19 protein-coding genes are annotated in these 22,149 nt (G+C 70.8%); 5 read left to right on the top strand and 14 right to left on the bottom strand.

Annotation, left to right across the window (positions count from 1 at the left end; translation table 11 throughout):
- Positions 1–126: 126 nt before the first annotated feature.
- Both ACF1CT_RS14990 and ACF1CT_RS14995 read right to left on the bottom strand, forming a co-directional pair.
- Positions 127–483, bottom strand: coding sequence for a hypothetical protein (locus ACF1CT_RS14990; protein ID WP_391784241.1), 357 nt, complete (start codon positions 481–483; stop codon positions 127–129).
- 99 nt (positions 484–582) lie between these two features.
- Positions 583–1,536, bottom strand: coding sequence for a heme o synthase (locus tag ACF1CT_RS14995; RefSeq protein WP_391784242.1), 954 nt, complete (start codon positions 1,534–1,536; stop codon positions 583–585).
- 474 nt (positions 1,537–2,010) lie between these two features.
- Between ACF1CT_RS14995 and tkt the strand changes: the two genes are divergently transcribed.
- Genes tkt through pgl form a run of 5 tightly spaced genes read left to right on the top strand, consistent with a single transcriptional unit; the run spans position 2,011 to position 8,596 of the window.
- Positions 2,011–4,098 carry a transketolase gene (gene tkt, locus ACF1CT_RS15000; RefSeq protein WP_391784243.1) on the top strand — a complete coding sequence of 696 codons (2,088 nt, stop codon included), beginning with the start codon at positions 2,011–2,013 and terminating at the stop codon, positions 4,096–4,098.
- 34 nt (positions 4,099–4,132) lie between these two features.
- Positions 4,133–5,251: a transaldolase gene (gene tal, locus ACF1CT_RS15005; protein WP_391784244.1), complete on the top strand. Its 1,119-nt coding sequence runs from the start codon at positions 4,133–4,135 to the stop codon at positions 5,249–5,251.
- A gap of 5 nt (positions 5,252–5,256) precedes the next feature.
- Positions 5,257–6,789 carry a glucose-6-phosphate dehydrogenase gene (zwf, locus tag ACF1CT_RS15010; RefSeq protein WP_391784245.1) on the top strand — a complete coding sequence of 511 codons (1,533 nt, stop codon included), beginning with the start codon at positions 5,257–5,259 and terminating at the stop codon, positions 6,787–6,789.
- Entirely contained in the window at positions 6,786–7,817 is a 1,032-nt protein-coding gene (gene opcA / locus ACF1CT_RS15015; RefSeq protein WP_391784246.1) for a glucose-6-phosphate dehydrogenase assembly protein OpcA, read from the top strand. The genes zwf and opcA overlap by 4 nt, the downstream gene beginning before the upstream one ends.
- Entirely contained in the window at positions 7,814–8,596 is a 783-nt protein-coding gene (pgl, locus tag ACF1CT_RS15020; protein WP_391784247.1) for a 6-phosphogluconolactonase, read from the top strand. Before opcA ends, pgl begins: the two co-directional genes overlap by 4 nt.
- A 90-nt stretch (positions 8,597–8,686) precedes the next feature.
- On the opposite strand, the gene ACF1CT_RS15025 is transcribed toward pgl, so the two are convergent.
- From ACF1CT_RS15025 to uvrC, 12 genes are all read right to left on the bottom strand, one after another.
- Complete coding sequence (locus ACF1CT_RS15025; protein ID WP_391784248.1) at positions 8,687–10,285, bottom strand: PH domain-containing protein; 1,599 nt, start codon at positions 10,283–10,285, stop codon at positions 8,687–8,689.
- On the bottom strand, positions 10,282–10,788 hold the full coding sequence (locus tag ACF1CT_RS15030) for a PH domain-containing protein (RefSeq protein WP_391784249.1): 507 nt from the start codon (positions 10,786–10,788) through the stop codon (positions 10,282–10,284). Before ACF1CT_RS15030 ends, ACF1CT_RS15025 begins: the two co-directional genes overlap by 4 nt.
- 4 nt (positions 10,789–10,792) lie before the next feature.
- Positions 10,793–12,445 (bottom strand): glucose-6-phosphate isomerase, encoded by a 1,653-nt coding sequence (pgi, locus tag ACF1CT_RS15035; protein ID WP_391784250.1) that lies wholly within the window; start codon positions 12,443–12,445, stop codon positions 10,793–10,795.
- A gap of 189 nt (positions 12,446–12,634) precedes the next feature.
- On the bottom strand, positions 12,635–12,970 hold the full coding sequence (locus tag ACF1CT_RS15040; RefSeq protein WP_072483070.1) for an RNA polymerase-binding protein RbpA: 336 nt from the start codon (positions 12,968–12,970) through the stop codon (positions 12,635–12,637).
- Positions 12,971–13,079: 109 nt separating this feature from the next.
- The gene (gene secG, locus ACF1CT_RS15045) at positions 13,080–13,313 is read right to left on the bottom strand and encodes a preprotein translocase subunit SecG (protein ID WP_335935959.1); all 234 of its coding nucleotides are present in this window, start codon (positions 13,311–13,313) and stop codon (positions 13,080–13,082) included.
- Between the two features lie 112 nt (positions 13,314–13,425).
- A complete protein-coding gene (gene tpiA / locus ACF1CT_RS15050; RefSeq protein ID WP_391784486.1) occupies positions 13,426–14,181 on the bottom strand; it encodes a triose-phosphate isomerase in 756 nt (251 codons plus the stop codon).
- Between the two features lie 42 nt (positions 14,182–14,223).
- Positions 14,224–15,435, bottom strand: coding sequence for a phosphoglycerate kinase (locus tag ACF1CT_RS15055; protein ID WP_391784251.1), 1,212 nt, complete (start codon positions 15,433–15,435; stop codon positions 14,224–14,226).
- Between the two features lie 112 nt (positions 15,436–15,547).
- Positions 15,548–16,555, bottom strand: coding sequence for a type I glyceraldehyde-3-phosphate dehydrogenase (gene gap, locus ACF1CT_RS15060; protein ID WP_391784252.1), 1,008 nt, complete (start codon positions 16,553–16,555; stop codon positions 15,548–15,550).
- A 304-nt stretch (positions 16,556–16,859) separates the two neighbouring features.
- Positions 16,860–17,849 carry a DNA-binding protein WhiA gene (gene whiA / locus ACF1CT_RS15065; RefSeq protein WP_376239072.1) on the bottom strand — a complete coding sequence of 330 codons (990 nt, stop codon included), beginning with the start codon at positions 17,847–17,849 and terminating at the stop codon, positions 16,860–16,862.
- Entirely contained in the window at positions 17,840–18,874 is a 1,035-nt protein-coding gene (gene yvcK / locus ACF1CT_RS15070) for a uridine diphosphate-N-acetylglucosamine-binding protein YvcK (protein WP_391784253.1), read from the bottom strand. Before yvcK ends, whiA begins: the two co-directional genes overlap by 10 nt.
- A complete protein-coding gene (rapZ, locus tag ACF1CT_RS15075) occupies positions 18,871–19,860 on the bottom strand; it encodes an RNase adapter RapZ (protein ID WP_391784254.1) in 990 nt (329 codons plus the stop codon). Before rapZ ends, yvcK begins: the two co-directional genes overlap by 4 nt.
- The gene (gene uvrC, locus ACF1CT_RS15080) at positions 19,857–21,983 is read right to left on the bottom strand and encodes an excinuclease ABC subunit UvrC (protein WP_391784255.1); all 2,127 of its coding nucleotides are present in this window, start codon (positions 21,981–21,983) and stop codon (positions 19,857–19,859) included. Before uvrC ends, rapZ begins: the two co-directional genes overlap by 4 nt.
- Positions 21,984–22,149 lie beyond the last annotated feature (166 nt).

Consider the following 22,149-nt stretch of genomic DNA (forward strand, 5'->3'; position numbering starts at 1 on the left):
GGGCTCACCGGGCCGGGCCCCAACTGGTCGTCCCCCATTTGACCCGGGGCGCCCGGGGGGTCCTGGATCCAGGACCCGCCGGCGACCGGCGTACAAGGGGCCTTCTCGTTCCGGCCCCGTCGGCGTTCAGGGCTTGTTGGACGGGCCGCCCACCTGGATCCCGGCCATCCGCGCCCACTCGTACGGGCCGGTGCGGACCTTCGCCGCGAAGTCTCCGTCGAAGGACTCGTGCATCGTGATCCCGGCCTTCCGGGTGGCGTTCTCCGCGATCTCGTACGTGGGGGCGACCAGATCGCCCCAGTCGCCGTCCTCGCCCACGAGAACGATGCGGGCGCCCATCTGCCCGAGGTAGGCGAGCTGCCCCTCCGCACCGCCGTGCGCCTTGGAGAAGGCGCCGATCTCCTTGGCGAGCTTCGCCGCCCTGCGCTCCGCGCGGGCCGCCCGCTTGCCGCTCTCCACCTGGGTCCCAGCCGTCTCTGCCATGGCCAGGATGCTACCGACGGGTAGTACCAAGTGCGACGGGCGGGGTGCGTGGCGTGGGCCACGCACCCCGCCCGTCGGCAGGGATCGATGGAACGGGAACTACCTCAGGAAGGGGTCGATCGCCACGGCGACGAAGAGCAGCGAGACATAGGTGATCGACCAGTGGAACAGCCGCATCTCCTTGAGCTTTCCACCGATCGCCCCGGCCTTGGCCCGGTTGAGCAGGGCGTGCGCCTCCCAGAGCCAGAACCCGCCGGTCAGCAGCGCCACCACGGTGTAGAACCAGCCGGTGTAGCCGAGCGGGGTCAGCAGCAGCGAGACGGCGACCATCACCCAGCTGTAGATGACGATCTGGCGGGCCACCACCTTGTTGGAGGCGACGACCGGCAGCATCGGGACGCCGACGCGGGCGTAGTCCTCCTTGACCTTCATGGACAGCGGCCAGTAGTGCGGCGGCGTCCAGAAGAACATCACGGCGAAGAGGATGACCGCGGCCCATGACATCGAGTTGGTCACGGCGGACCAGCCGATGAGGACCGGCAGGCATCCCGCGATGCCGCCCCAGACGATGTTCTGCGAGGTGCGCCGCTTCAGCAGCATGGTGTAGCCCACGACGTAGAACAGCAGCGCGCCGAGCGCCAGCCAGGCCGACAGCCAGTTGACCAGCAGCCCGAACCAGACCGTGGAGATCACCGCGAGGGCGATGCCGAAGGCCAGGCACTCGCGCGGGCTCACCATGCCGGTGACCAGCGGGCGCTGCGAGGTGCGGTCCATCAGCGCGTCGATGTCGCGATCGATGTACATGTTCAGCGCGTTGGCACCGCCCGCGGAGAGATATCCGCCGATGGTGGTACTCAGTACGAGCCACAGATCGGGTACGCCCTGAGCGGCCAGGAACATCACCGGAACAGTGGTGATCAGCAGCAGCTCGATGATCCGGGGCTTGGTCAGCGCCACGAATGCCTTGACACGGGCCCCGAACGGGCGATGGCCCCCTGGGCTGGGAGTCAAGGCGACCCCTGCGGGTCGGGACTCGACGGCCGTCACGCACACCCCTGACAGAGAAATCCCAGCAAGCTCCGGGCGTGAGAGCCCGGTAAAGACTTGCGCGAACCAGACCACTGTAGACGTTGGGCACATGCCGCCCTTCGCGGGGGTGTGCTCGTGTTGGGGTGGCGCCCGGGCGCGGAGCACGGCTCGCCGGAACGGTGCGGCGGCGGGAAGATCACGTCCGCCCGGGTGAACCCGGGCGCGTGTGCGGGCGCCCGCGGGAACGGCACCCCCGGACCCGCCGGAGCCGCGCACAGGCGGGGAGAGGCACGCGCCGGGGGGCGCATGCGCACGGGGGCGCGCTCACCGGAGCGGCCCAGAAGTGAGCCGTCGCGCTCATACGGGAGGCGAACTCCCCGCACCGCCCGCACGCTGGAAAGCAGCGGAAATCGCACGTTCCGACGAGGGTAGGCTCGACAACGCCCGGTGCGGTCACAGTCACCGGTTTACGACAGTGGAGAGGAGCCCTGACTCAGGGTGAGCACCAAGCCGACCACCACAGATCTCCAGTGGACCGAAGTGGACCAGCGGGCCGTGGACACCGTTCGCGTCCTTGCCGCCGACGCCGTGCAGAAGGTCGGAAACGGCCACCCGGGCACGGCGATGAGCCTGGCTCCCGCCGCGTACACCCTCTTCCAGAAGGTGATGCGGCACGACCCCGCCGACCCGGAGTGGACGGGGCGCGACCGGTTCGTGCTCTCGGCCGGCCACAGCAGCCTGACCCTCTACATCCAGCTCTACCTGGCCGGGTACGGCCTGGAGCTCGACGACCTCAAGGCCTTCCGCACCTGGGGCTCCAAGACCCCCGGTCACCCGGAGTACGGCCACACCGCCGGCGTGGAGACGACCACGGGCCCGCTGGGCCAGGGGGTCGCCAACGCGGTGGGCATGGCGATGGCCGCCCGCTACGAGCGCGGACTGTTCGACCCGGAGGCGGCCCCCGGCACCTCCCCGTTCGACCACATGGTCTGGGTCGTCGCCGGTGACGGCTGCCTCCAGGAGGGCATCTCCGCCGAGGCGTCCTCGCTGGCCGGCCACCAGAAGCTCGGCAACCTGGTGCTGTTGTGGGACGACAACCACATCTCCATCGAGGGCGACACGGAGACCGCGGTCTCCGAGGACACCCTGAAGCGGTACGAGGCGTACGGCTGGCACGTCCAGCGCGTGGAGCAGCTTCCCGACGGCGACCTGGACCCGGCGGGTCTGTACGAGGCGCTGCGGGCCGCGCAGGCCGAGACGGAGCGCCCGTCGTTCATCGCGGCCCGCTCGATCATCGCCTGGCCCGCCCCGCACGCCCAGAACACCGAGGCCTCGCACGGCTCGGCGCTCGGCGAGGAGGAGGTCGCCGCGACCAAGCGGGTGCTCGGCTTCGACCCGGAGAAGACCTTCGAGGTCTCCGACGAGGTCATCGCGCACACCCGTGAGGCGCTGGACCGCGGCCGCGAGGCCCGGGCCGAGTGGGAGAAGTCCCTGGCCGCGTGGCGCACCGCCAACCCGGAGCGCGCCTCCGAGTTCGACCGGATCTCCGCGGGCGAGCTGCCCGCCGGCTGGGAGGACCGGCTCCCGGTCTTCGAGCCGGGCAAGAGCGTGGCCACCCGCGCGGCCTCCGGCAAGGTGCTCCAGTCGCTCGGCGAGATCGTTCCCGAGCTGTGGGGCGGCTCCGCGGACCTGGCGGGCTCGAACAACACGACGATCGACAAGACGTCGTCGTTCCTCCCCGCGGGCAACCCGCTGCCGGAGGCCGACCCGTACGGCCGCACGATCCACTTCGGCATCCGCGAGCACGCCATGGCCGCGGCCATGAACGGCATCGCGCTGCACGGCAACACCCGCATCTACGGCGGCACCTTCCTGGTGTTCTCCGACTACATGCGCAACGCCGTGCGGCTGTCCGCGCTGATGCACCTGCCGGTGACGTACGTGTGGACGCACGACTCGATCGGGCTCGGCGAGGACGGCCCGACCCACCAGCCGGTGGAGCACCTGGCCTCGCTGCGCGCCATCCCGGGCCTGAACATCGTCCGCCCGGCCGACGCCAACGAGACCGCCGTCGCCTGGCGCGAGATCCTGCGCCGCCACACCAAGGTGTTCGGCAAGGGCGCCCCGCACGGTCTGGCGCTGACCCGGCAGGGCGTGCCGACGTACGAGCCGAACGAGGACGCCGCCAGGGGCGGTTACGTGCTCCTCGACGCCGAGGGCGGCGATGCCCAGGTCCTGCTGATCGGCACGGGCTCCGAGGTGCACCTCGCCGTCGAGGCGCGCGAGGAGCTCCAGGCGGCGGGCATCCCGACCCGTGTGGTGTCGATGCCGTCGGTCGAGTGGTTCGAGGAGCAGGACCAGGCGTACAGGGACAGTGTCCTGCCGCCGTCCGTGAAGGCCCGGGTCGCGGTCGAGGCCGGTATCGGCCTGACCTGGCACCGGTACGTCGGGGACGCCGGCCGGATCGTCTCGCTGGAGCACTTCGGTGCCTCGGCCGACGCCAAGGTCCTCTTCCGCGAGTTCGGCTTCACCGGCGAGCACGTCGCCGAGGCCGCGCGGGAATCTCTCGCCGCGGCCACGCGCTGACGCCGTCATACGACAAGTAGGAGATGCAATTCTCATGACAGACGCACTCAAGCGCCTCTCCGACGAGGGCGTGGCGATCTGGCTCGACGACCTGTCGCGCAAGCGGATCACCTCGGGCAACCTTGCCGAGCTGATCGACGAACAGCACGTCGTGGGCGTCACCACCAACCCGTCGATCTTCCAGAAGGCGATCTCGCACGGCGACGGCTACGAGCGGCAGCTCACCGACCTCGCCACCCGCAAGGTCACCGTCGACGAGGCCATCCGCATGATCACGACGGCCGACGTACGGGACGCCGCGGACATCCTGCGTCCGGTCTTCGACGCCACGGACGGCCAGGACGGCCGGGTCTCCATCGAGGTCGACCCGCGTCTGGCCCACCGCACCGACGCCACCGTCGCCGAGGCCAAGCAGCTGGCCTGGCTGGTGGACCGGCCCAACACGCTCATCAAGATCCCGGCGACGAAGGCCGGCCTCCCGGCGATCACCGAGGTGATCGGCAAGGGCATCAGCGTCAACGTCACGCTGATCTTCTCGCTGGAGCGCTACCGCGAGGTCATGGACGCCTACCTGGCGGGTCTGGAGAAGGCGAAGGCCGCGGGCCTGGACCTGTCCAAGATCCACTCGGTGGCCTCGTTCTTCGTGTCCCGGGTGGACACCGAGATCGACAAGCGTCTCGACTCCCTCGGCACCGACGAGGCCAAGGCGCTCCGGGGCAGGGCGGCGCTCGCCAACGCCCGGCTCGCCTACCAGGCGTTCGAGGAGGTCTTCTCCTCGGAGCGCTGGGCCGCCCTGGACAAGGCGCAGGCCAACAAGCAGCGTCCGCTGTGGGCCTCGACCGGTGTCAAGGACCCCGCGTACAAGGACACCCTGTACGTCGACGACCTCGTCGCCCCGGGCACGGTCAACACCATGCCCGAGGCCACCCTGGACGCCACCGCCGACCACGGGCAGATCACCGGCGACACCATCACCGGTACCTACGAGCAGGCGCGCGCCGACCTCGACGCCGTCGCGAAGCTCGGGATCTCCTACGACGACGTCGTCCAGCTGCTGGAGGACGAGGGCGTCGAGAAGTTCGAGACGTCCTGGATCGACCTGCTCAACTCGACCGAGGCGGAGCTCAAGCGCCTCGCCCCTTCGGAGGGCTGACCACCTTGTCTGGTGTTCCCGGAGCCAATCCGCTTCGTGACCCCCAGGACCGACGGCTCCCGCGCATCGCGGGGCCGTCGGGCCTGGTGATCTTTGGTGTCACGGGCGATTTGTCCCGTAAAAAGCTGATGCCCGCCGTCTACGACCTGGCCAATCGCGGCCTGCTGCCGCCGGGCTTCTCGCTCGTCGGCTTCGCGCGTCGTGAATGGCAGGACGAGGACTTCGCCCAGGAGGTCCACGACGCCGTCAAGCAGCACGCCCGCACGCCGTTCCGCGAGGAGGTCTGGCAGCAGCTCATCCAGGGGATGCGCTTCGTCCAGGGCAACTTCGACGACGACGAGGCGTTCGAGACGCTGAAGGCCACGATCCAGGAGCTCGACAAGGCACAGGGCACGGGCGGCAACTTCGCCTTCTACCTGTCCGTGCCGCCGAAGTTCTTCCCCAAGGTCGTGCAGCAGCTCAAGAAGCACGGCCTGGCCGACCAGAAGGAGGGCTCCTGGCGGCGTGCCGTCATCGAGAAGCCCTTCGGCCACGACCTGAAGAGCGCGCAGGAGCTCAACCGGATCGTGCACGACGTCTTCCCGCCCAACGAGGTCTTCCGTATCGACCACTACCTGGGCAAGGAGACGGTCCAGAACATCCTGGCGCTGCGGTTCGCCAACACGATGTTCGAGCCGATCTGGAACAGGTCCTACGTCGACCACGTCCAGATCACGATGGCCGAGGACATCGGCATCGGCGGCCGGGCCGGCTACTACGACGGCATCGGCGCCGCCCGTGACGTCATCCAGAACCACCTGCTCCAGCTGCTGGCGCTCACCGCCATGGAGGAGCCCGGCTCCTTCCACCCGAAGGCCCTGGTCGCCGAGAAGCTCAAGGTCCTCGCGGCGGTGGAGCTGCCGGAGGAACTGGGCAAGCACACGGTGCGCGGCCAGTACGCCCACGCCTGGCAGGGCGGCGAGGAGGTCCTCGGCTATCTGGAGGAGGACGGCATCGACCCCGCGTCGACGACCGACACCTACGCCGCGATCAAGCTGACGATCAACAACCGCCGCTGGGCGGGCGTGCCGTTCTACCTCCGCACCGGAAAGCGGCTCGGCCGCCGGGTCACGGAGATCGCGGTCGTCTTCAAGCGCGCCCCGTACCTGCCCTTCGAGTCCGGCGCGACCGAGGAGCTGGGCGGCAACGCCCTGGTCATCCGGGTCCAGCCGGACGAGGGCGTGACGGTGCGGTTCGGCTCGAAGGTGCCCGGCACCTCGATGGAGGTCCGGGACGTCACGATGGACTTCGCGTACGGCGAGTCCTTCACCGAGTCCAGCCCGGAGGCGTACGAACGGCTCATCCTCGACGTGCTGCTCGGCGACGCCAACCTGTTCCCGCGGCACCAGGAGGTCGAACTCTCCTGGAACATCCTCGACCCGATCGAGGAGTACTGGGACAAGCACGGCAGGCCCGCGCAGTATCCGGCGGGCACCTGGGGCCCGGCCGAGGCCGACGAGATGCTCGCACGAGACGGACGGAGCTGGCGCCGGCCATGAAGATCGACCTCACGGAGACCACTTCCAGCAAGATCAACCAGGCGCTGGTGGCGGCTCGCCGTGCCATCGGCACCCCGGCGATCGGCATGGTGCTGACCCTGGTCATCGTCACCGACGAGGAGAACGCGTACGACGCGCTCAAGTCGGCGGGCGACGCCTCGCGCGAGCACCCCTCGCGGATCATCGCGGTGATCAAGCGGGCCGCCCGCTCGCCGCGCAGCCGCCGGGACGCCCGGCTCGACGCCGAGGTGCGGGTCGGCTCCGACGCGGGCACCGGCGAGACGGTGGTGCTGCGTCTGCACGGCGAACTCGCCAACCACGCCCAGTCGGTGGTCCTGCCGCTGCTACTGCCGGACGCCCCGGTCGTGGTCTGGTGGCCGCAGGACGCGCCCGAACAGCCGTCGAAGGACCCGCTGGGCGCGCTTGCCCAGCGCCGGATCACGGACGCGTACTCGGCCGAGCACCCCGGTCACGAACTCGCGCTGCGCGCCCGTTCGTACGCCCCGGGCGACACCGACCTGTCCTGGACCCGGATCACGCCGTGGCGCTCGATGCTGGCGGCCGCGCTCGACCAGCAGCAGATCGAGGTCGTCGCGGCGACGGTCGAGGGCGAGTCGGAGAACCCGAGCTGCGAACTGCTCGCCATGTGGCTGGCGGACCGGCTGGGGGTTCCGGTGGAACGCACCCTGTCCGAAGGACCCGGGCTGACGGCCGTGCGGATGGAGACCAAGAACGGCGTCATCGTCCTGGACCGGCCGGACGGCTCGCTCGCCACGCTGTCGATGCAGAACCAGCCGGACCGCGCGGTGGCGCTCAAGCGCCGGGACACCGCCGAGCTGCTCGCCGAGGAGCTGCGGCGCCTGGACCCGGACAACACCTACGAGACGACGGTGAAGTTCGGCGTGGAGAAGCTCGGCGGGCCGCAGCGGCCGAAGCAGGCCGAGTCGAAGTCCGCCGAACCGAAGTCCGCCGAGCCCGCCCCGGCCCCCGCGAAGAAGACGGCGGCCAAGAAGGCGGCGTCGAAGTGAGCACCCCTCAACTCGTCGTGCACCGCGACAAGGAGCTGATGGCTCAGGCCGCCGCGGCCCGGCTGATCACGAAGGTGGTGGACGCCCAGGCCGCGCGCGGTCACGCGTCGGTGGTCCTCACCGGCGGGCGCAACGGCAACGGCCTGCTGGCCGCCCTCGCCGCCGCGCCCGCCCGGGACGCGGTCGACTGGTCGCGGCTGGACCTGTGGTGGGGCGACGAACGGTTCCTGCCGGAGGGCGACCCGGAGCGCAACGTCACCCAGGCCCGCGAGGCTCTCCTGGACGCGGTGGAACTGGACCCGTCACGGGTGCACGCCATGCCCGCCTCCGACGGTCCCTGGGGCAACGACGCCGACGCGGCGGCGGCAGCCTACGCCGCCGAGCTGGCCGCGGCGGCCGGCCCGGAGGACCACGGTCCGGTGCCGACCTTCGACGTGCTGATGCTGGGTGTCGGTCCGGACACGCACGTGGCGTCGCTCTTCCCGGAGCTGCCCGCGGTGCGGGAGACCGAACGCACCGTCGTCGGTGTGCACGGTGCCCCCAAGCCGCCGCCCACCCGGGTCTCGCTGACACTGCCCGCGATCCGGGCCGCGCGCGAGGTGTGGCTGCTCGCCGCGGGCGAGGACAAGGCGCGGGCCGCCGAGATCGCGCTCTCGGGCGCCGGGGAGATCCAGGCCCCGGCGGCCGGTGCGTACGGCCGCGCCCGCACACTGTGGCTGCTGGACGCGGCGGCGGCCTCGCGGCTGCCGCGCGCGCTGTACCCTCCGGCGTCCTCCTGAGCACACGTCGGCACACGTGCCCGCGGGCCCGGTTCGCTCCTCGGAGCAACCGGGCCCGCGGGCGTTCCGGCGCTCCCGGGGGCCCGGTGCTCAGCCGCCGTCGAAGGGCCGGTCCGTCTCCGCGGCGCGTTCCAGAAAGGGCTCCAGCAGGTCCGGGACGGCCCGGGCGGCAAAGGCGAGTCCCTCGTCGGCGTCCGCGTCGTGCGCCGTGTAGGCGCCCGATCCGGCGGCCGTCGTCGCGATGATGTCCAGCACCCCGGCCCGCCGCTGGAAGTAGGTCTGCCGGACCGTCCAGCCGATCACCCCGGCCCGCTCCAGGGCGGCGGTGGAACGGCGGACCGTGCCGGAGCGCACCACCAGGTAGTCGCCGCTGAGCCCGTGCCCCAGGCCCCGGTAGGCGTCCCTCGCGAGGAACAGCCCGACCGGCAGCCCCACGACCGCGCAGCCGAGCGCGGTCCACAGCAGGACGGGCGTCAGGAGGAGGCCGGTGACGGCGAGGACGGCCACGGGCACGGCCACCGCCCCCAGCGACCGGCGCACCCGCCGTCCGCGGGCCGCGAGCGGGTGCCCGGTCAGCGCGGCACCGGTCGGGGACACCGTCTCGCGCAGGACGGCGGCGGCCACCGTGTCGGCGAACGGCCGGGGCGCGGCGGGCAGCAGCGTGTTGTGGTCGCCGTGCTGCTCCTCGTCGTCCTTGGCGAGTCCGGTCGTGATCGCGTCGACCCGGGCCGCGCCGAACAGCCGGACGCCGAGCGGTTCGACGAGGTCGACGCCGCGCAGTCGGCGCTCCTCGATGGAGACGGAGCGGGAGGTCAGCAGACCGCGCCGGATGCGCAGGGTGCCGCCCGGTTCGCGCTCCAGCCGGTAGTTCCACCACATCTCGACCCACAGGCCGAGCGCCCCGACGACCCCGGCGGCCACGACCGCGGCGACGAGCACCAGGATCACGGTGGGCAGCGCGGTGTCCCGGAACCGGTCGCCGACCCATCCGATCACCTTCCCCTGCGCCCCGAACCAGTCGCTGACCTGCATCACCGCGCCGACCGCCGCACCGCCGAGCGCGGGGGCGACGAACGACACCGGCGCGTAGCGGATCCAGCGCGGGTCCAGCGCGGCGAGCTCGCCCTCGCGGTGTGTGCCCGCGGTCGCGGTGGAGGTGCGCTCCAGCAGCGCGCGGCGGAGCCGTTCGCCCTCCGCCCGGGAGACCGGGTCGAGCTCCAGGGTGGAGTCCCCGGAGTGCTCACCGGTGCCGATACGGACCGTGACCAGGCCGAGAACCCGTTGCAGCGGATGGGCGGTGAGGTCGACACTGCGGACGCGCTCACGGGCCAGGGAACGCTTCTTGAGCAGGAGCAGCCCGGTGTGCAGTTCGACCCGCTCGGCCCCGATGCGGTAGCGGGTGCGGCGCCACCGCACCCAGTCGCCGGCCGCCGCGCCGCCGATCAGCACGATCGCCCCGGACAGCACCCAGGCGACCGCGGTCCCGAACCCGAACCGTCCGGACAGCCCGAGCGCGGCGGGCACCGCCGCGCCCACCGCCACACCGGCCGTGAGGAGTGCGCTGGCCAGGACCGTGCGCCGGTCCAGCCGCCGCCAGTCGGCCGCCTCCGCCGCGGCCGGACCGGGCCCGTCGGCGCTGCCGGGCCCGTCGGCGCCCGCCGCCGGGGAGACGGCTGCCTGGGAACTCATGTGGCGTCCCCGGGGGTGTCCTGGGTGATCTGGGTGAGCCGTTCGGCGAGTTCGGCCGCCAGTTCGTGGCTCAGCCCCTCGATCCGTACCGCGCCCCTTGCCGAGGCGGTGGTCACGGTGACGGTGGCGAGCCGGTAGAGCTGTTCGAGCGGGCCGCGCACCGTGTCCACGGTCTGGATGCGGGACATCGGGGCGATCCGCCACTCCTGGCGCAGCACGCCCGTCCTGACGTAGACCGCCCGGTCGGTGACCTCCCAGCGGTGGGTGCGGAACCACCACAGGGGAAACAGGACGGCACAGCCGACGCCGAGGACCGCGAGGACGGCCGCGGGCAGCAGCAGCCAGAACCGGGCGGGCTCGATGAGCACGCCCAGCAGGGCCAGGACGGCCACCGGCGCCGCGGTCAGCAGCAGCCACCGGGCCCGCCACCAGCCGACCGCCCGCGGGTCCAGGGTGTTGTTCGGCGGCCTCAGCCGCACCGTCCGTTCCCCCGTGCCGCGCATCGGTTCAGCGCCCCCTGCGGGCGCGGTACGCCTGGACGAGCGCGGCGGTGGAGCTGTCCAGGTGCTCGCCCTCCTCGCCCCCGGTGAGAACCGGTTCGATCTTCTTGGCAAGCACCTTGCCGAGTTCGACGCCCCACTGGTCGAAGGAGTCGATGTTCCAGACGGCACCCTGGACGAAGACCTTGTGCTCGTACAGTGCGATGAGCTGGCCGAGGACGGACGGGGTCAGCCGGTCGGCGAGGATCGTCGTCGTCGGGTGGTTGCCCCTGAAGGTCTTGTGCGGCACCAGTTCCTCGGCGACGCCCTCGGCGCGGACCTCGTCCGGGGTCTTGCCGAAGGCCAGGGCCTGGGTCTGGGCGAAGAAGTTGGCCATCAGCAGGTCGTGCTGGGCGACCAGGCCGGGCTCCAGATCGGCGACCGGCTCGGCGAAACCGATGAAGTCGGCCGGGATGATCTTGGTGCCCTGGTGGATCAACTGGTAGTAGGCGTGCTGCCCGTTGGTGCCGGGAGTGCCCCAGACGACCGGTCCGGTCTGCCAGTCGACGGGATTGCCCTCCCGGTCCACGGACTTGCCGTTGGACTCCATGTCCAACTGCTGCAGGTACGCGGTGAACTTGGACAGATAGTGGCTGTAGGGCAGCACGGCGTGGGACTGGGCGTCGAAGAACGCCCCGTACCAGACGCCCAGCAGCCCCATCAGCAGCGGCACGTTGGCCTCGGCGGGGGCGGTGCGGAAGTGCTCGTCGACGAGGTGGAAACCGTCGAGCATCTCGCGGAAGCGGTCCGGCCCGATGGCGATCATCAGCGAGAGGCCGATGGCGGAGTCGTAGGAGTAACGGCCGCCGACCCAGTCCCAGAACTCGAACATGTTGGCGGTGTCGATGCCGAAGTCCGCGACCTTCCCGGCATTGGTGGACAGCGCCACGAAGTGCTTGGCGACCGCTTCCTGACCGGCGTTCAGCCCGTTCAGCAGCCAGCCGCGGGCGGAGGTGGCGTTGGTGATGGTCTCGATCGTGGTGAAGGTCTTCGAGGCGATGACGAACAGCGTCTCGGCCGGGTCGAGATCGCGCACGGCCTCGTGCAGATCGGCGCCGTCGACGTTCGACACGAAGCGGACGGTGAGCGAGCGGTCGGTGAAGGAGCGCAGTACTTCGTACGCCATGGCGGGGCCGAGGTCGGAGCCACCGATACCGATGTTGACGATGTTCCTGATGCGCCTGCCGGTGTGTCCGGTCCACTCCCCCGAACGGACCCGGTCGGAGAAGGCCGCCATCCTGTCGAGCACCGCGTGCACGCCCGGCACCACGTTCTCGCCGTCGACCTCGATCACCGCGTCGCGCGGGGCGCGCAGCGCGGTGTGCAGCACGGCGCGGTCCTCGGTGGTGTTGATCTTCTCGCCGCGGAACATCGCGTCCCGCAGCTCCGCGACCCCGGTGGCCTCGGCGAGATCGCGGAGCAGCCGCAGCGTCTCGTCGGTGACCAGGTGCTTGGAGTGGTCGATGTACAGGTCGCCCACCTGGAGCGTGTACCGGGTACCGCGCTCCGGATCGTCCGCGAAGAGCTCCCGCAGATGCGTCGCCCCGAGCTGCTCGCGGTGCTTGCCCAGAGCGGTCCACTGGGGGGTCCGGTCGAGCCTGGTTCGGTTCGGAGTGTTCATCCCGGATATCAGCCCACTTCTTGATCGTGCTTGCAGATGCCCCGCCGGCTTCCCAACCTAATTGATCGCAGGGGTTGACGAAGCTACGGAGAACCACGGCACGCACAAGTGGTCCGGCCGGACACCCCATGGGTGCCCGGCCGGTGAATTCCTCATCCCGTCACGGCACTGGTGCCGTGACGGCACGCCCTAGATCTCGCCCCGGAGCTTCGCCAGGGCCTCGGCGAGAATGGCCTCGCCGTCCGCGTCGCTGCGCCGCTCGCGCACGTACGCGAGGTGTGTCTTGTACGGTTCGGTGCGCGGCGGGTCGGGCGGGCTGTCCCGGTCCTGGCCGGCCGGGAAACCACAGCGCGGGCAGTCCCACGTCTCCGGTACCTGCGCGTCACTGGCGAAGCTCGGCTGCGTCTCGTGCCCGTTCGAGCACCAGAAGGAGATGCGGAGGCGCGGCGCTGACTCGCCCCGCTCGGCCTCCCCCATCGGCCCCGCCCCGACCCGGCTTCCCCGGATCGCGTTGCCACTTGCCACGGTCGTAACTCCCTGCGTGATGGTGCTCGAAGATGCCCCAGTCTACGTAAGGCCCAACGCGCGTCCAGTGAAAGGAGTTACACCCTCACCGGGATTCGCGTATGCCGCGTCAGTCCAGCTTGATCAGCAGGCCGAGCACGACGATGCACGCGAACCAGAGCAGACCCACGACCACCGTGATCCGGTCGAGGTTCCGCTCCGCGACCGAGGAACCGCCCACGGACGACTGCATGCCGCCACCGAACATGTCGGAGAGGCCGCCGCCCTTGCCCTTGTGCATCAGCACCAGCAGCATCAGCAGCAGGCTGAAGACGATCAGGGCGATCTCGAACCCCAAAATCACGGCTGGTCCCTACTTTCCGGAATCCTCTGACTGCATTGCGAGCAACGGGGGCCGGCAGGGTACGTCCTGCCCGGCCCCCGCAAGGGTACGACGGATCCGCGCTACCGCATACTCACTGGTCGCGGAAGCGAATGATCTTGACGAACTCGTCGGCGTCGAGCGAGGCACCGCCGACCAGCGCGCCGTCCACGTCGGGCTGCGCCATGATCTCGGCGACGTTCCCGGACTTCACGGAGCCGCCGTACTGGATGCGGACCTTGTCGGCCAGCTCCCGGGAGTACAGCTCGGCGAGGCGCCCGCGGATCGCCGCGCAGACCTCCTGGGCGTCGTCGGCACCGCAGACCTTGCCGGTGCCGATCGCCCAGACCGGCTCGTACGCGATCACGATCGACTCGGCCTGCTCGGCGGGAACGTCCTTGAGACCGCCGTCGACCTGGGCGAGCGTGTGCGCGACGTGGTCGCCGGCCTCCCGGACGTCCAGTTCCTCGCCGACGCAGAGGATCGGGGTCAGACCGTGCTTGTAGGCGGCCTTCACCTTGCTGTTGCAGATCTCGTCGGTCTCGCCGTGGTACTGGCGGCGCTCGCTGTGCCCGACGGCGACGTAGGTGCACTTGAGCTTGGCGAGCATCGGGCCGGAGATCTCACCGGTGTACGCGCCGGAGTCGTGCGCCGAGATGTCCTGGGCGCCGTACTTGATCCGCAGCTTGTCGCCGTCGACCAGGGTCTGCACGGAGCGCAGGTCGGTGAAGGGCACCAGGACCGCGGCCTCGACGACGTCGTAGTCCTTGTCGGCCAGGGCGAAGGCGAGCTTCTGGACGTGGGCGATGGCCTCCAGGTGGTTGAGGTTCATCTTCCAGTTGCCCGCCATGAGCGGGGTACGGCCAGAAGTGGCGGGAGCAGTCATGAAAGGTCAGTCCTCCAGAGCGGCGAGGCCGGGAAGCGTCTTGCCTTCGAGGTATTCGAGGCTGGCACCGCCACCGGTCGAGATGTGTCCGAATGCGTTTTCGTCGAAGCCCAGGGTGCGGACGGCCGCGGCGGAGTCGCCACCGCCCACCACACTGAAGCCGGGGGAGTCGGCGAGGGCCTGGGCGACGGCCCGGGTGCCCTCGGCGTAGTCGGGGTGCTCGAAGACGCCCATGGGGCCGTTCCAGAAGACGGTGGCCGCGTCGGCGAGCTTCGAGGCGTACAGCTTGTTGGTCTCCGGGCCGTTGTCCAGGCCGAGGAAGCCGGCCGGGATCGCGTCCGCGGCCACCGTGCGGTGCTCCGTGGGCGCCTTGGTCCTGAGGTCGGGGAACCGCTCGGAGACGACGACGTCGACCGGGAGCAGGAACTCCACGCCCTTCGCCTCGGCGCGGTCGAGGTACTCCAGCACCGCCGGGATCTGGTCCTCCTGGAGGAGGGAACTGCCGACCTCGTGGCCCCGGGCCTTGAGGAAGGTGTACGCCATGCCGCCGCCGATGAGGATGCGGTCGGCGCGCTCCAGCAGGTGGTCGATGACACCGAGCTTGTCGGACACCTTGGAGCCGCCGAGCACCACGACGTACGGGCGCTCGACGTTCTCGGTGAGCCGCTTCAGCACGCCGACCTCGGTCGCGATCAGGTCGCCGGCGGCGTGCGGCAGCCGGGCCGGGAGGTCGAAGACCGAGGCGTGCTTGCGGTGCACGGCCCCGAAGCCGTCGCCGACGTACACATCGGCCAGCTCGGCGAGCCGGTCGGCGAACGCGCCGCGCTCGGCGTCGTCCTTCGACGTCTCACCGGGGTTGAAGCGGAGGTTCTCGATGACGGCGACCTTGCCGTCGGTGAGCGCGGCGACCGCGGCGCGCGCGGACTCGCCGACCGTGTCGGTCGCGAAGGCCACGTCGGCCCCGAGCAGTTCGCCGAGCCGGGCGGCGGCGGGCGCCAGGGAGAACGCGGGGTCCGGCGCGCCCTTGGGGCGGCCGAGGTGCGAGGCGACGACGACGCGCGCACCCGCGGCGGCGAGCTTGCGCACGGTCGGCAGGACGGCGCGGATGCGGCCGTCGTCGGTGATGGTGGTGCCGTCGAGCGGCACGTTGAGGTCGGCGCGGACGAATACGCGCTTGCCGGCGACCCCTTCGGCGAGGAGTTCGTCGATCGTCTTCATGGTGCTGGTCTCCTTGGGAGAGCGAGAGAGCATGCCACGGGGCTCGAACGGCGCGCCGTCGCGCTGTTCGAGCCCCGTGCTCACATCGAAGTGTCGCCTGCCGTTTCGAAGGTCAGAGCTGGCTGCCGACGAAGACGGTCAGGTCGACGAGACGGTTGGAGTAGCCCCACTCGTTGTCGTACCAGCCGATGACCTTGATCTGCGTGCCCTCGGCCATGGTCAGCAGCGAGTCGAAGGTGCAGGAGGCCGGGGTAGAGACGATGTCCGAGGAGACGATCGGGTCCTGGGTATAGACCAGCTTGCCCTTGAGCGGGCCCTCCTCGGCGGCCTTCTGGAACGCGGCGTTGACCTCGTCGCGGGTGACCTCGCGCTCCAGCGTGACGACCAGGTCGGTGACCGAACCGGTCGGGACCGGGACGCGCATGGCCAGGCCGTCGAGCTTGCCCTTGAGCTGCGGGAGCACCAGGGCGGTGGCCTTGGCGGCACCCGTCGTCGTCGGGATGATGTTCTCCGCGGCGGCGCGGGCACGGCGCAGGTCGGAGTGCGGGAAGTCCAGGATGCGCTGGTCGTTGGTGTACGCGTGCACCGTCGTCATCAGGCCCTTGACGACCCCGAAGTTCTCGTCGAGGACCTTCGCCATCGGCGCCACGCAGTTGGTGGTGCAGGAGGCGTTGGAGATGACGTGGTGGTTGGCCGGGTCGTACTTGTCCTCGTTGACGCCCATCACGATGGTGATGTCCTCGTTCTTGGCCGGGGCCGAGATGAGGACCTTCTTGGCGCCACCGGCGATGTGCTTCTCGGCGTCGGCCTTCTTGGTGAAGATGCCGGTCGACTCGATGACGATGTCGACGCCCAGCTCCCCCCAGGGGATGTCGGCCGGGTTGCGCTCGGAGAGCACCTTGATGGTGTGACCGTCGACGGTGATGCTGTCGGCGGTGTGGCTGACCTCGGCCTTCAGACGCCCCAGGATGGTGTCGTACTTCAGAAGGTGGGCCGTGGTCGCAGTGTCACCCAGGTCGTTGACAGCCACGATCTCGATGTCCGCACCCTGCTCCAGCAGCGCGCGGAAGTAGTTACGACCGATGCGGCCAAAGCCGTTGATGCCTACGCGGATCGTCACGAACCGATCTCCTCGTTAGGTACGCCGGTTTTCGACGCCGGCGAGTTGTATAGGGATGTCCCCGACCGCCTCCGACCCTACCTCTCCGACGGCCGCCGGGTGACATCGAGCGGAGCCGGAAGAGCCCCGGAGGCCCGTACTCCTCGGTAGGAGCACGGGCCTCCGGGCACCCGGCGGACACACGGTGACGACTACGGAGCGTCAACACGCTTGGCCGTACGGCGCGTTCCGCGTTCGGCCGATTTCCCCCGCTTCGCGCCCGGCCCGCGCGACGCGGTCCGGCCCGTCCCGCGGGACTGCCGGTTCACCCCACCAGACCGTCGGCGAGCTCCTCGCCGAGGGTCGATTCGGTGCCGGGAATGCCCAGGTCCTGGGCCCGCTTGTCGGCCATCGCCAGCAGGCGGCGGATCCGGCCGGCGACCGCGTCCTTGGTCAGCGGCGGATCGGCGAGCGCGCCGAGCTCCTCCAGGGACGCCTGCTTGTGCTCCATGCGCAACCGCCCGGCGGCGGCCAGGTGCTCGGGCACGTCCTCTCCCAGGATCTCCAGCGCGCGCCCCACCCGGGCGCCCGCCGCGACCGCCGCCCGCGCGGAACGGCGCAGATTGGCGTCGTCGAAGTTGGCGAGGCGGTTGGCGGTGGCGCGGACCTCGCGGCGCATCCGCCGTTCCTCCCAGGCGAGCACCGAATCGTGGGCGCCGAGCCGGGTCAACAGAGCACCGATCGCGTCACCGTCCCGGACGACGACCCGGTCCACCCCGCGCACCTCGCGGGCCTTCGCCGCGATGGAGAGCCTGCGGGCCGCGCCGACCAGGGCGAGCGCTGCCTCCGGTCCCGGACACGTCACCTCCAGCGAGGAGGAACGTCCCGGCTCGGTGAGCGAACCGTGCGCCAGGAAGGCCCCTCGCCAGGCGGCCTCGGCGTCGCAGGTGGCCCCCGAGACCACCTGCGGCGGCAGGCCGCGGATGGGACGGCCGCGGCCGTCCACCAGACCGGTCTGGCGGGCCAGCTGGTCGCCGCCCGCCACCACGCGCACGACGTAGCGGGAGCCCCGTCGCAGCCCGCCGGGGGCCATCACGATCAGCTCCGAGCTGTGTCCGAAGATTTCGAGGATGTCCCGCTTGAGCCGGCGCGCCGCCATCGAGGTGTCCAGCTCCGCCTCGATCACGATCCGGCCGCTCACCAGGTGCAGCCCGCCCGCGAACCGGAGAATGGCCGAGACCTCCGCCTTCCTGCAACAGGTACGGGTCACGGGAAGCCTGGACACTTCGTCCTTCACCGCCGGCGTCATCGCCATGGGCCGATCCTTCCATGCATCCGGAAAATACGGTCGTACGCGGCGGCCAACAGCTCCGGATCATGGATCGGAACGCCGTCGGGTGAGGCCACCGGCGCCAGCTCGACCGCGGCGCCGAGCCGCTTGGCGGCGTCGACGAGGGACTCACGATCGGGCACGGCTGCTTCGTCGGCCAGCACCACGTCCATGGCGAGTTTAGGGGCGTGTCGTCCCAAAACCTCCAAATGACGCTGCGGGGAGAAGCCATCAGTTTCACCGGGCTGCGGAGCGAGGTTGAGCGAGAGGACCTTGCGGGCCTTGGTCTCGACGAGCGCGTCGAGCAACTCCGGGACGAGCAGGTGCGGGATCACGGAGGAGAACCAGGACCCCGGGCCGAGCACCACCCAGTCGGCGTCCAGCACGGCGGCGACCGCCTCGGGCACGGCCGGCGGGTCGGACGGGACGACGTGGACGGACTGCACCTCGCCCGGGGTGAGCGCCACCGTCGCCTGGCCGCGGACGGTGTCCACGTCGTCCGGACGGGCCGGGTCGTGCCCGCGCACGAGCGCCTGGAGCTCCAGCGGCACGGCGGACATCGGCAGCACCCTGCCGTGCGCGCCGAGCAGCTTGCCCACCAGGTCGAGCGCCTGCACGTGGTCGCCGAGCTGCTCCCACAGCGCGACGATCAGCAGATTGCCGACCGCGTGCTCGTGCAGGTCGCCCTTGGACTGGAAGCGGTGCTGGATGACCCGGGCCCAGGTCTGGCCCCAGTCGTCGTCGCCGCACAGCGCGGCCAGCGCCTTGCGCAGGTCGCCGGGGGGCAGGACGCCGAGCTCCTCGCGGAGCCTGCCGCTGGAGCCGCCGTCGTCGGCGACGGTGACCACGGCGGTGAGGTCGCCGGTGATCCGGCGGAGCGCGGTGAGCGAGGCGGACAGCCCGTGGCCGCCGCCGAGGGCGACGACCTTGGGCTGGGTGCCGCGCTTGCGGCCGGGCAGCGCGGACGCGGCCCTGCGCAGCCGTCGCAGGCGCAGATTGCGGCTGGTCACTCGCGCCCCATGTCCCGGTGCACGAGAACGGTCTCGATGCCTTCGGTCACGAGCCTGGCCGCGAGCTTCTCGGACATGGCGACCGAACGGTGCTTGCCGCCCGTGCAGCCGACGGCGATCGTCACGTAGCGCTTGCCCTCGCGTCGGTACCCGGCCGCGACGAGCTGGAGCAGTTCCGTGTACTGGTTGAGGAACTCCTTCGCGCCGGGCTGGTCGAAGACGTAGGCGGAGACCTCTTCGTTGAGCCCGGTGAACGGGCGCAGTTCGGGGACCCAGTGCGGGTTGGGCAGGAAGCGGCAGTCGACCACCAGGTCGGCGTCGACCGGCAGGCCGTACTTGAAGCCGAACGACATCACCGTGGCGCGCAGCTCGGGCTCCTCCTCGCCGGCGAACTGGGCGTCCATCTTGGCGCGCAGCTCGTGGACGTTGAGGCTGGAGGTGTCGATCACCAGGTCGGCGTCGCCGCGCAGTTCGCGCAGCAGGTCGCGCTCGGTGGCGATGCCGTCGACGATCCGGCCGTCGCCCTGGAGCGGGTGCGGGCGGCGTACCGACTCGAAGCGACGGACCAGGGCGTCGTCGGAGGACTCCAGGAAAACGATCCGCCTGGTGACGTGCTTGGCCTCCAGGTCGGCGAGGGACTCGCGCAGGTTGTCGAAGAAGCGGCGGCCGCGCACGTCCACGACGACGGCGATGCGTGCCACGTTGCCCTGCGAGCGGGCGCCGAGTTCGACCATGGTGGGGATCAGGGCGGGCGGGAGGTTGTCGACGACGAACCAGCCGAGGTCCTCCAGGCACTTGGCCGCGGTGCTGCGGCCGGCGCCCGACATGCCCGAGATGATCACCAGCTCGGGGATTGCCGCGTTCCCGTCGACGGTGTCGATCGTGGTGCCCGTACTCACGTGTCCTGCTCCGTCTGTTCGATCGGTACTGCCGTGCTCGGCTCTCTGTGCGGGCCCGGTCTCGTGCCCGTGTTCGTGCTCGGTCATGTCGTGCTGCCCCCGTCGTCCTCTTCCATGATCTCTCCTGTCGCCGTGTTCACGGCGGGCGCGGCCGGGGCCGCCGAGGCAAGGGCGACGGCCACGGACTCCGCCGTCCGGCGGCCTATCCCCGGGACCTCGCAGATCTCTTCGATTGTCGCTCGTCTCAGCTTCTTCACCGAGCCGAAATGCTTGATCAACGCCTGTTTCCGGCTCTCGCCGAGGCCGGCGACGGCGTCCAGGGGGCCGGAGCGGATGCGCTTGGCCCGCTTGGCGCGCTGATACGTGATCGCGAAGCGGTGCGCCTCGTCGCGGACGCGCTGGAGGAGGTAGAGGCCCTCGCTGGAGCGCGGCAGGACGACGGGGTCGTCGTCCTCGGGCAGCCAGACCTCTTCGAGGCGCTTGGCGAGGCCGCAGACGGCGATGTCGTCGATGCCGAGCTCGTCCAGTGCCCGCTTGGCCGCGGCGACCTGCGGCTGTCCGCCGTCGACCACGACGAGCTGCGGTGGATAGGCGAACCTCTTGGGGCGGCCGTCGTCCTCACGGGGTTCGTCGCGGGGCTCGCCCTGCGGGCCGGACGAGGTGACCGTCACGGAACCGGTCACGGCGGGATCCGCGGCCGTCGCGGGACCGCCCGCGTCGGGGGCGGTGGCCGCCGGACCGACGGCCGTCACCGGGCCGGTCGCGGCGGGGCCGGACGGGTCGGGCGCCTCCTCCCACTCCCCCGTCCGCTCCTTCTCCTGGAGGTAGCGCCTGAAGCGGCGGCCGATCACCTCGTGCATCGACCGGACGTCGTCCTGGCCCTCGAAGCCCTTGATCTGGAAACGGCGGTATTCGCTCTTGCGGGCCAGCCCGTCCTCGAAGACGACCATGGAGGCGACCACGTCGTCGCCCTGGAGGTGCGAGATGTCGTAGCACTCGATGCGCAGAGGGGCCGTGTCGAGGCCGAGCGCCTCGGCGATCTCCTCCAGGGCGCGGGAGCGGGTGGTGAGATCGGAGGCGCGCTTGGTCTTGTGCAGCGCAAGCGCCTGCTGGGCGTTGCGCTGGACCGTCGCCATCAGGTCCTTCTTGTCGCCCCGCTGCGGAATGCGCAGGCTCACCTGGGAGCCCCGGCGGTCCGCGAGCCACTGGGAGACCGCGTCGGGATGCTCGGGCAGAGCCGGGACGAGGACCTCCTTGGGGACGGCGTCGCCCGTCTCCTCCCCGTAGAGCTGTTGCAGGGCGTGCTCGACCAGACCCGAGGTGTCGACGTTCTCGACCTTGTCGGTGACCCAGCCGCGCTGGCCGCGGACCCGGCCGCCGCGTACGTGGAAGATCTGGACGGCGGCCTCCAGCTCGTCCTCGGCGACCGCGATCAGGTCGGCGTCGGTGGCGTCGGCGAGGACGACGGCGCTCTTCTCCATGGCCCGCCTGAGGGCTTCCACGTCGTCCCGGAGCCGGGCCGCCCGCTCGTACTCCATCTCCTCGGCCGCCGCCATCATGTCCTTCTCCAGGCGGCGGATGTACGTGCCGGTGCGGCCGGCCATGAAGTCGCAGAAGTCGAGCGCCAGTTCGCGGTGCTCCTCGGGGGTGACCCGGCCGACGCAGGGGGCCGAGCACTTGCCGATGTAGCCGAGGAGGCACGGGCGGCCGGTCCGGGCCGCGTTCTTGAAGACCCCGGCGGAGCAGGTGCGCACCGGGAAGACCCGGAGCATCAGGTCGACGGTCTCGCGGATCGCCCAGGCGTGCCCGTAGGGGCCGAAGTAGCGCACGCCCTTCTTCTTCGCCCCGCGCATGACCTGAACGCGCGGGAACTCCTCGTCGAGCGTGACCGCGAGGTACGGGTAGCTCTTGTCGTCGCGGTACTTGACGTTGAACCGGGGGTCGTACTCCTTGATCCAGGAGTACTCCAGCTGGAGCGCCTCGACCTCCGTGGAGACGACCGTCCACTCCACCGAGGAGGCCGTGGTGACCATCGTGCGCGTGCGCGGATGGAGGGCGGCCAGGTCCTGGAAGTAGTTGGCCAGGCGCTGGCGCAGGTTCTTGGCCTTCCCGACGTAGATCACCCGGCGGTGCTCGTCGCGGAATTTGTAGACCCCCGGGGAGTCGGGGATCTGTCCCGGCTTGGGGCGGTAGCTGGAGGGGTCTGCCATGTGTCCCACCCTACTTGCGGGCAGTGACAGTGCCGCCCCGCTCGGGCGGGTGCGTTCGCCCGGTCCGGGCCGGGGCCGGGGGCGGATCGCCCGGGCCCGGCCCGGGACCCGGGCGCCGCGCTCCGGGGCACGGATGACGGGAGCGTGCCCCGGGGCGCGGGATCGG

Origin of the sequence: Streptomyces sp. NPDC014734 (genome assembly GCF_043083325.1) — a bacterium.
Classification (GTDB): Bacteria; Actinomycetota; Actinomycetes; order Streptomycetales; family Streptomycetaceae; genus Streptomyces.

What these genes read in the sequence shown, in the direction of transcription:
- ACF1CT_RS14990 (WP_391784241.1), bottom strand. Translation starts at nt 483, where the DNA reads ATGGCAGAGACGGCTGGGACCCAGGTGGAGAGCGGCAAGCGGGCGGCC.
- tal (WP_391784244.1), top strand. Translation starts at nt 4,133, where the DNA reads ATGACAGACGCACTCAAGCGCCTCTCCGACGAGGGCGTGGCGATCTGG.
- opcA (WP_391784246.1), top strand. Translation starts at nt 6,786, where the DNA reads ATGAAGATCGACCTCACGGAGACCACTTCCAGCAAGATCAACCAGGCG.
- ACF1CT_RS15025 (WP_391784248.1), bottom strand. Translation starts at nt 10,285, where the DNA reads ATGAGTTCCCAGGCAGCCGTCTCCCCGGCGGCGGGCGCCGACGGGCCC.
- ACF1CT_RS15030 (WP_391784249.1), bottom strand. Translation starts at nt 10,788, where the DNA reads ATGCGCGGCACGGGGGAACGGACGGTGCGGCTGAGGCCGCCGAACAAC.
- pgi (WP_391784250.1), bottom strand. Translation starts at nt 12,445, where the DNA reads ATGAACACTCCGAACCGAACCAGGCTCGACCGGACCCCCCAGTGGACC.
- tpiA (WP_391784486.1), bottom strand. Translation starts at nt 14,181, where the DNA reads ATGGCGGGCAACTGGAAGATGAACCTCAACCACCTGGAGGCCATCGCC.
- ACF1CT_RS15055 (WP_391784251.1), bottom strand. Translation starts at nt 15,435, where the DNA reads ATGAAGACGATCGACGAACTCCTCGCCGAAGGGGTCGCCGGCAAGCGC.
- whiA (WP_376239072.1), bottom strand. Translation starts at nt 17,849, where the DNA reads ATGGCGATGACGCCGGCGGTGAAGGACGAAGTGTCCAGGCTTCCCGTG.
- rapZ (WP_391784254.1), bottom strand. Translation starts at nt 19,860, where the DNA reads ATGACCGAGCACGAACACGGGCACGAGACCGGGCCCGCACAGAGAGCC.
- uvrC (WP_391784255.1), bottom strand. Translation starts at nt 21,983, where the DNA reads ATGGCAGACCCCTCCAGCTACCGCCCCAAGCCGGGACAGATCCCCGAC.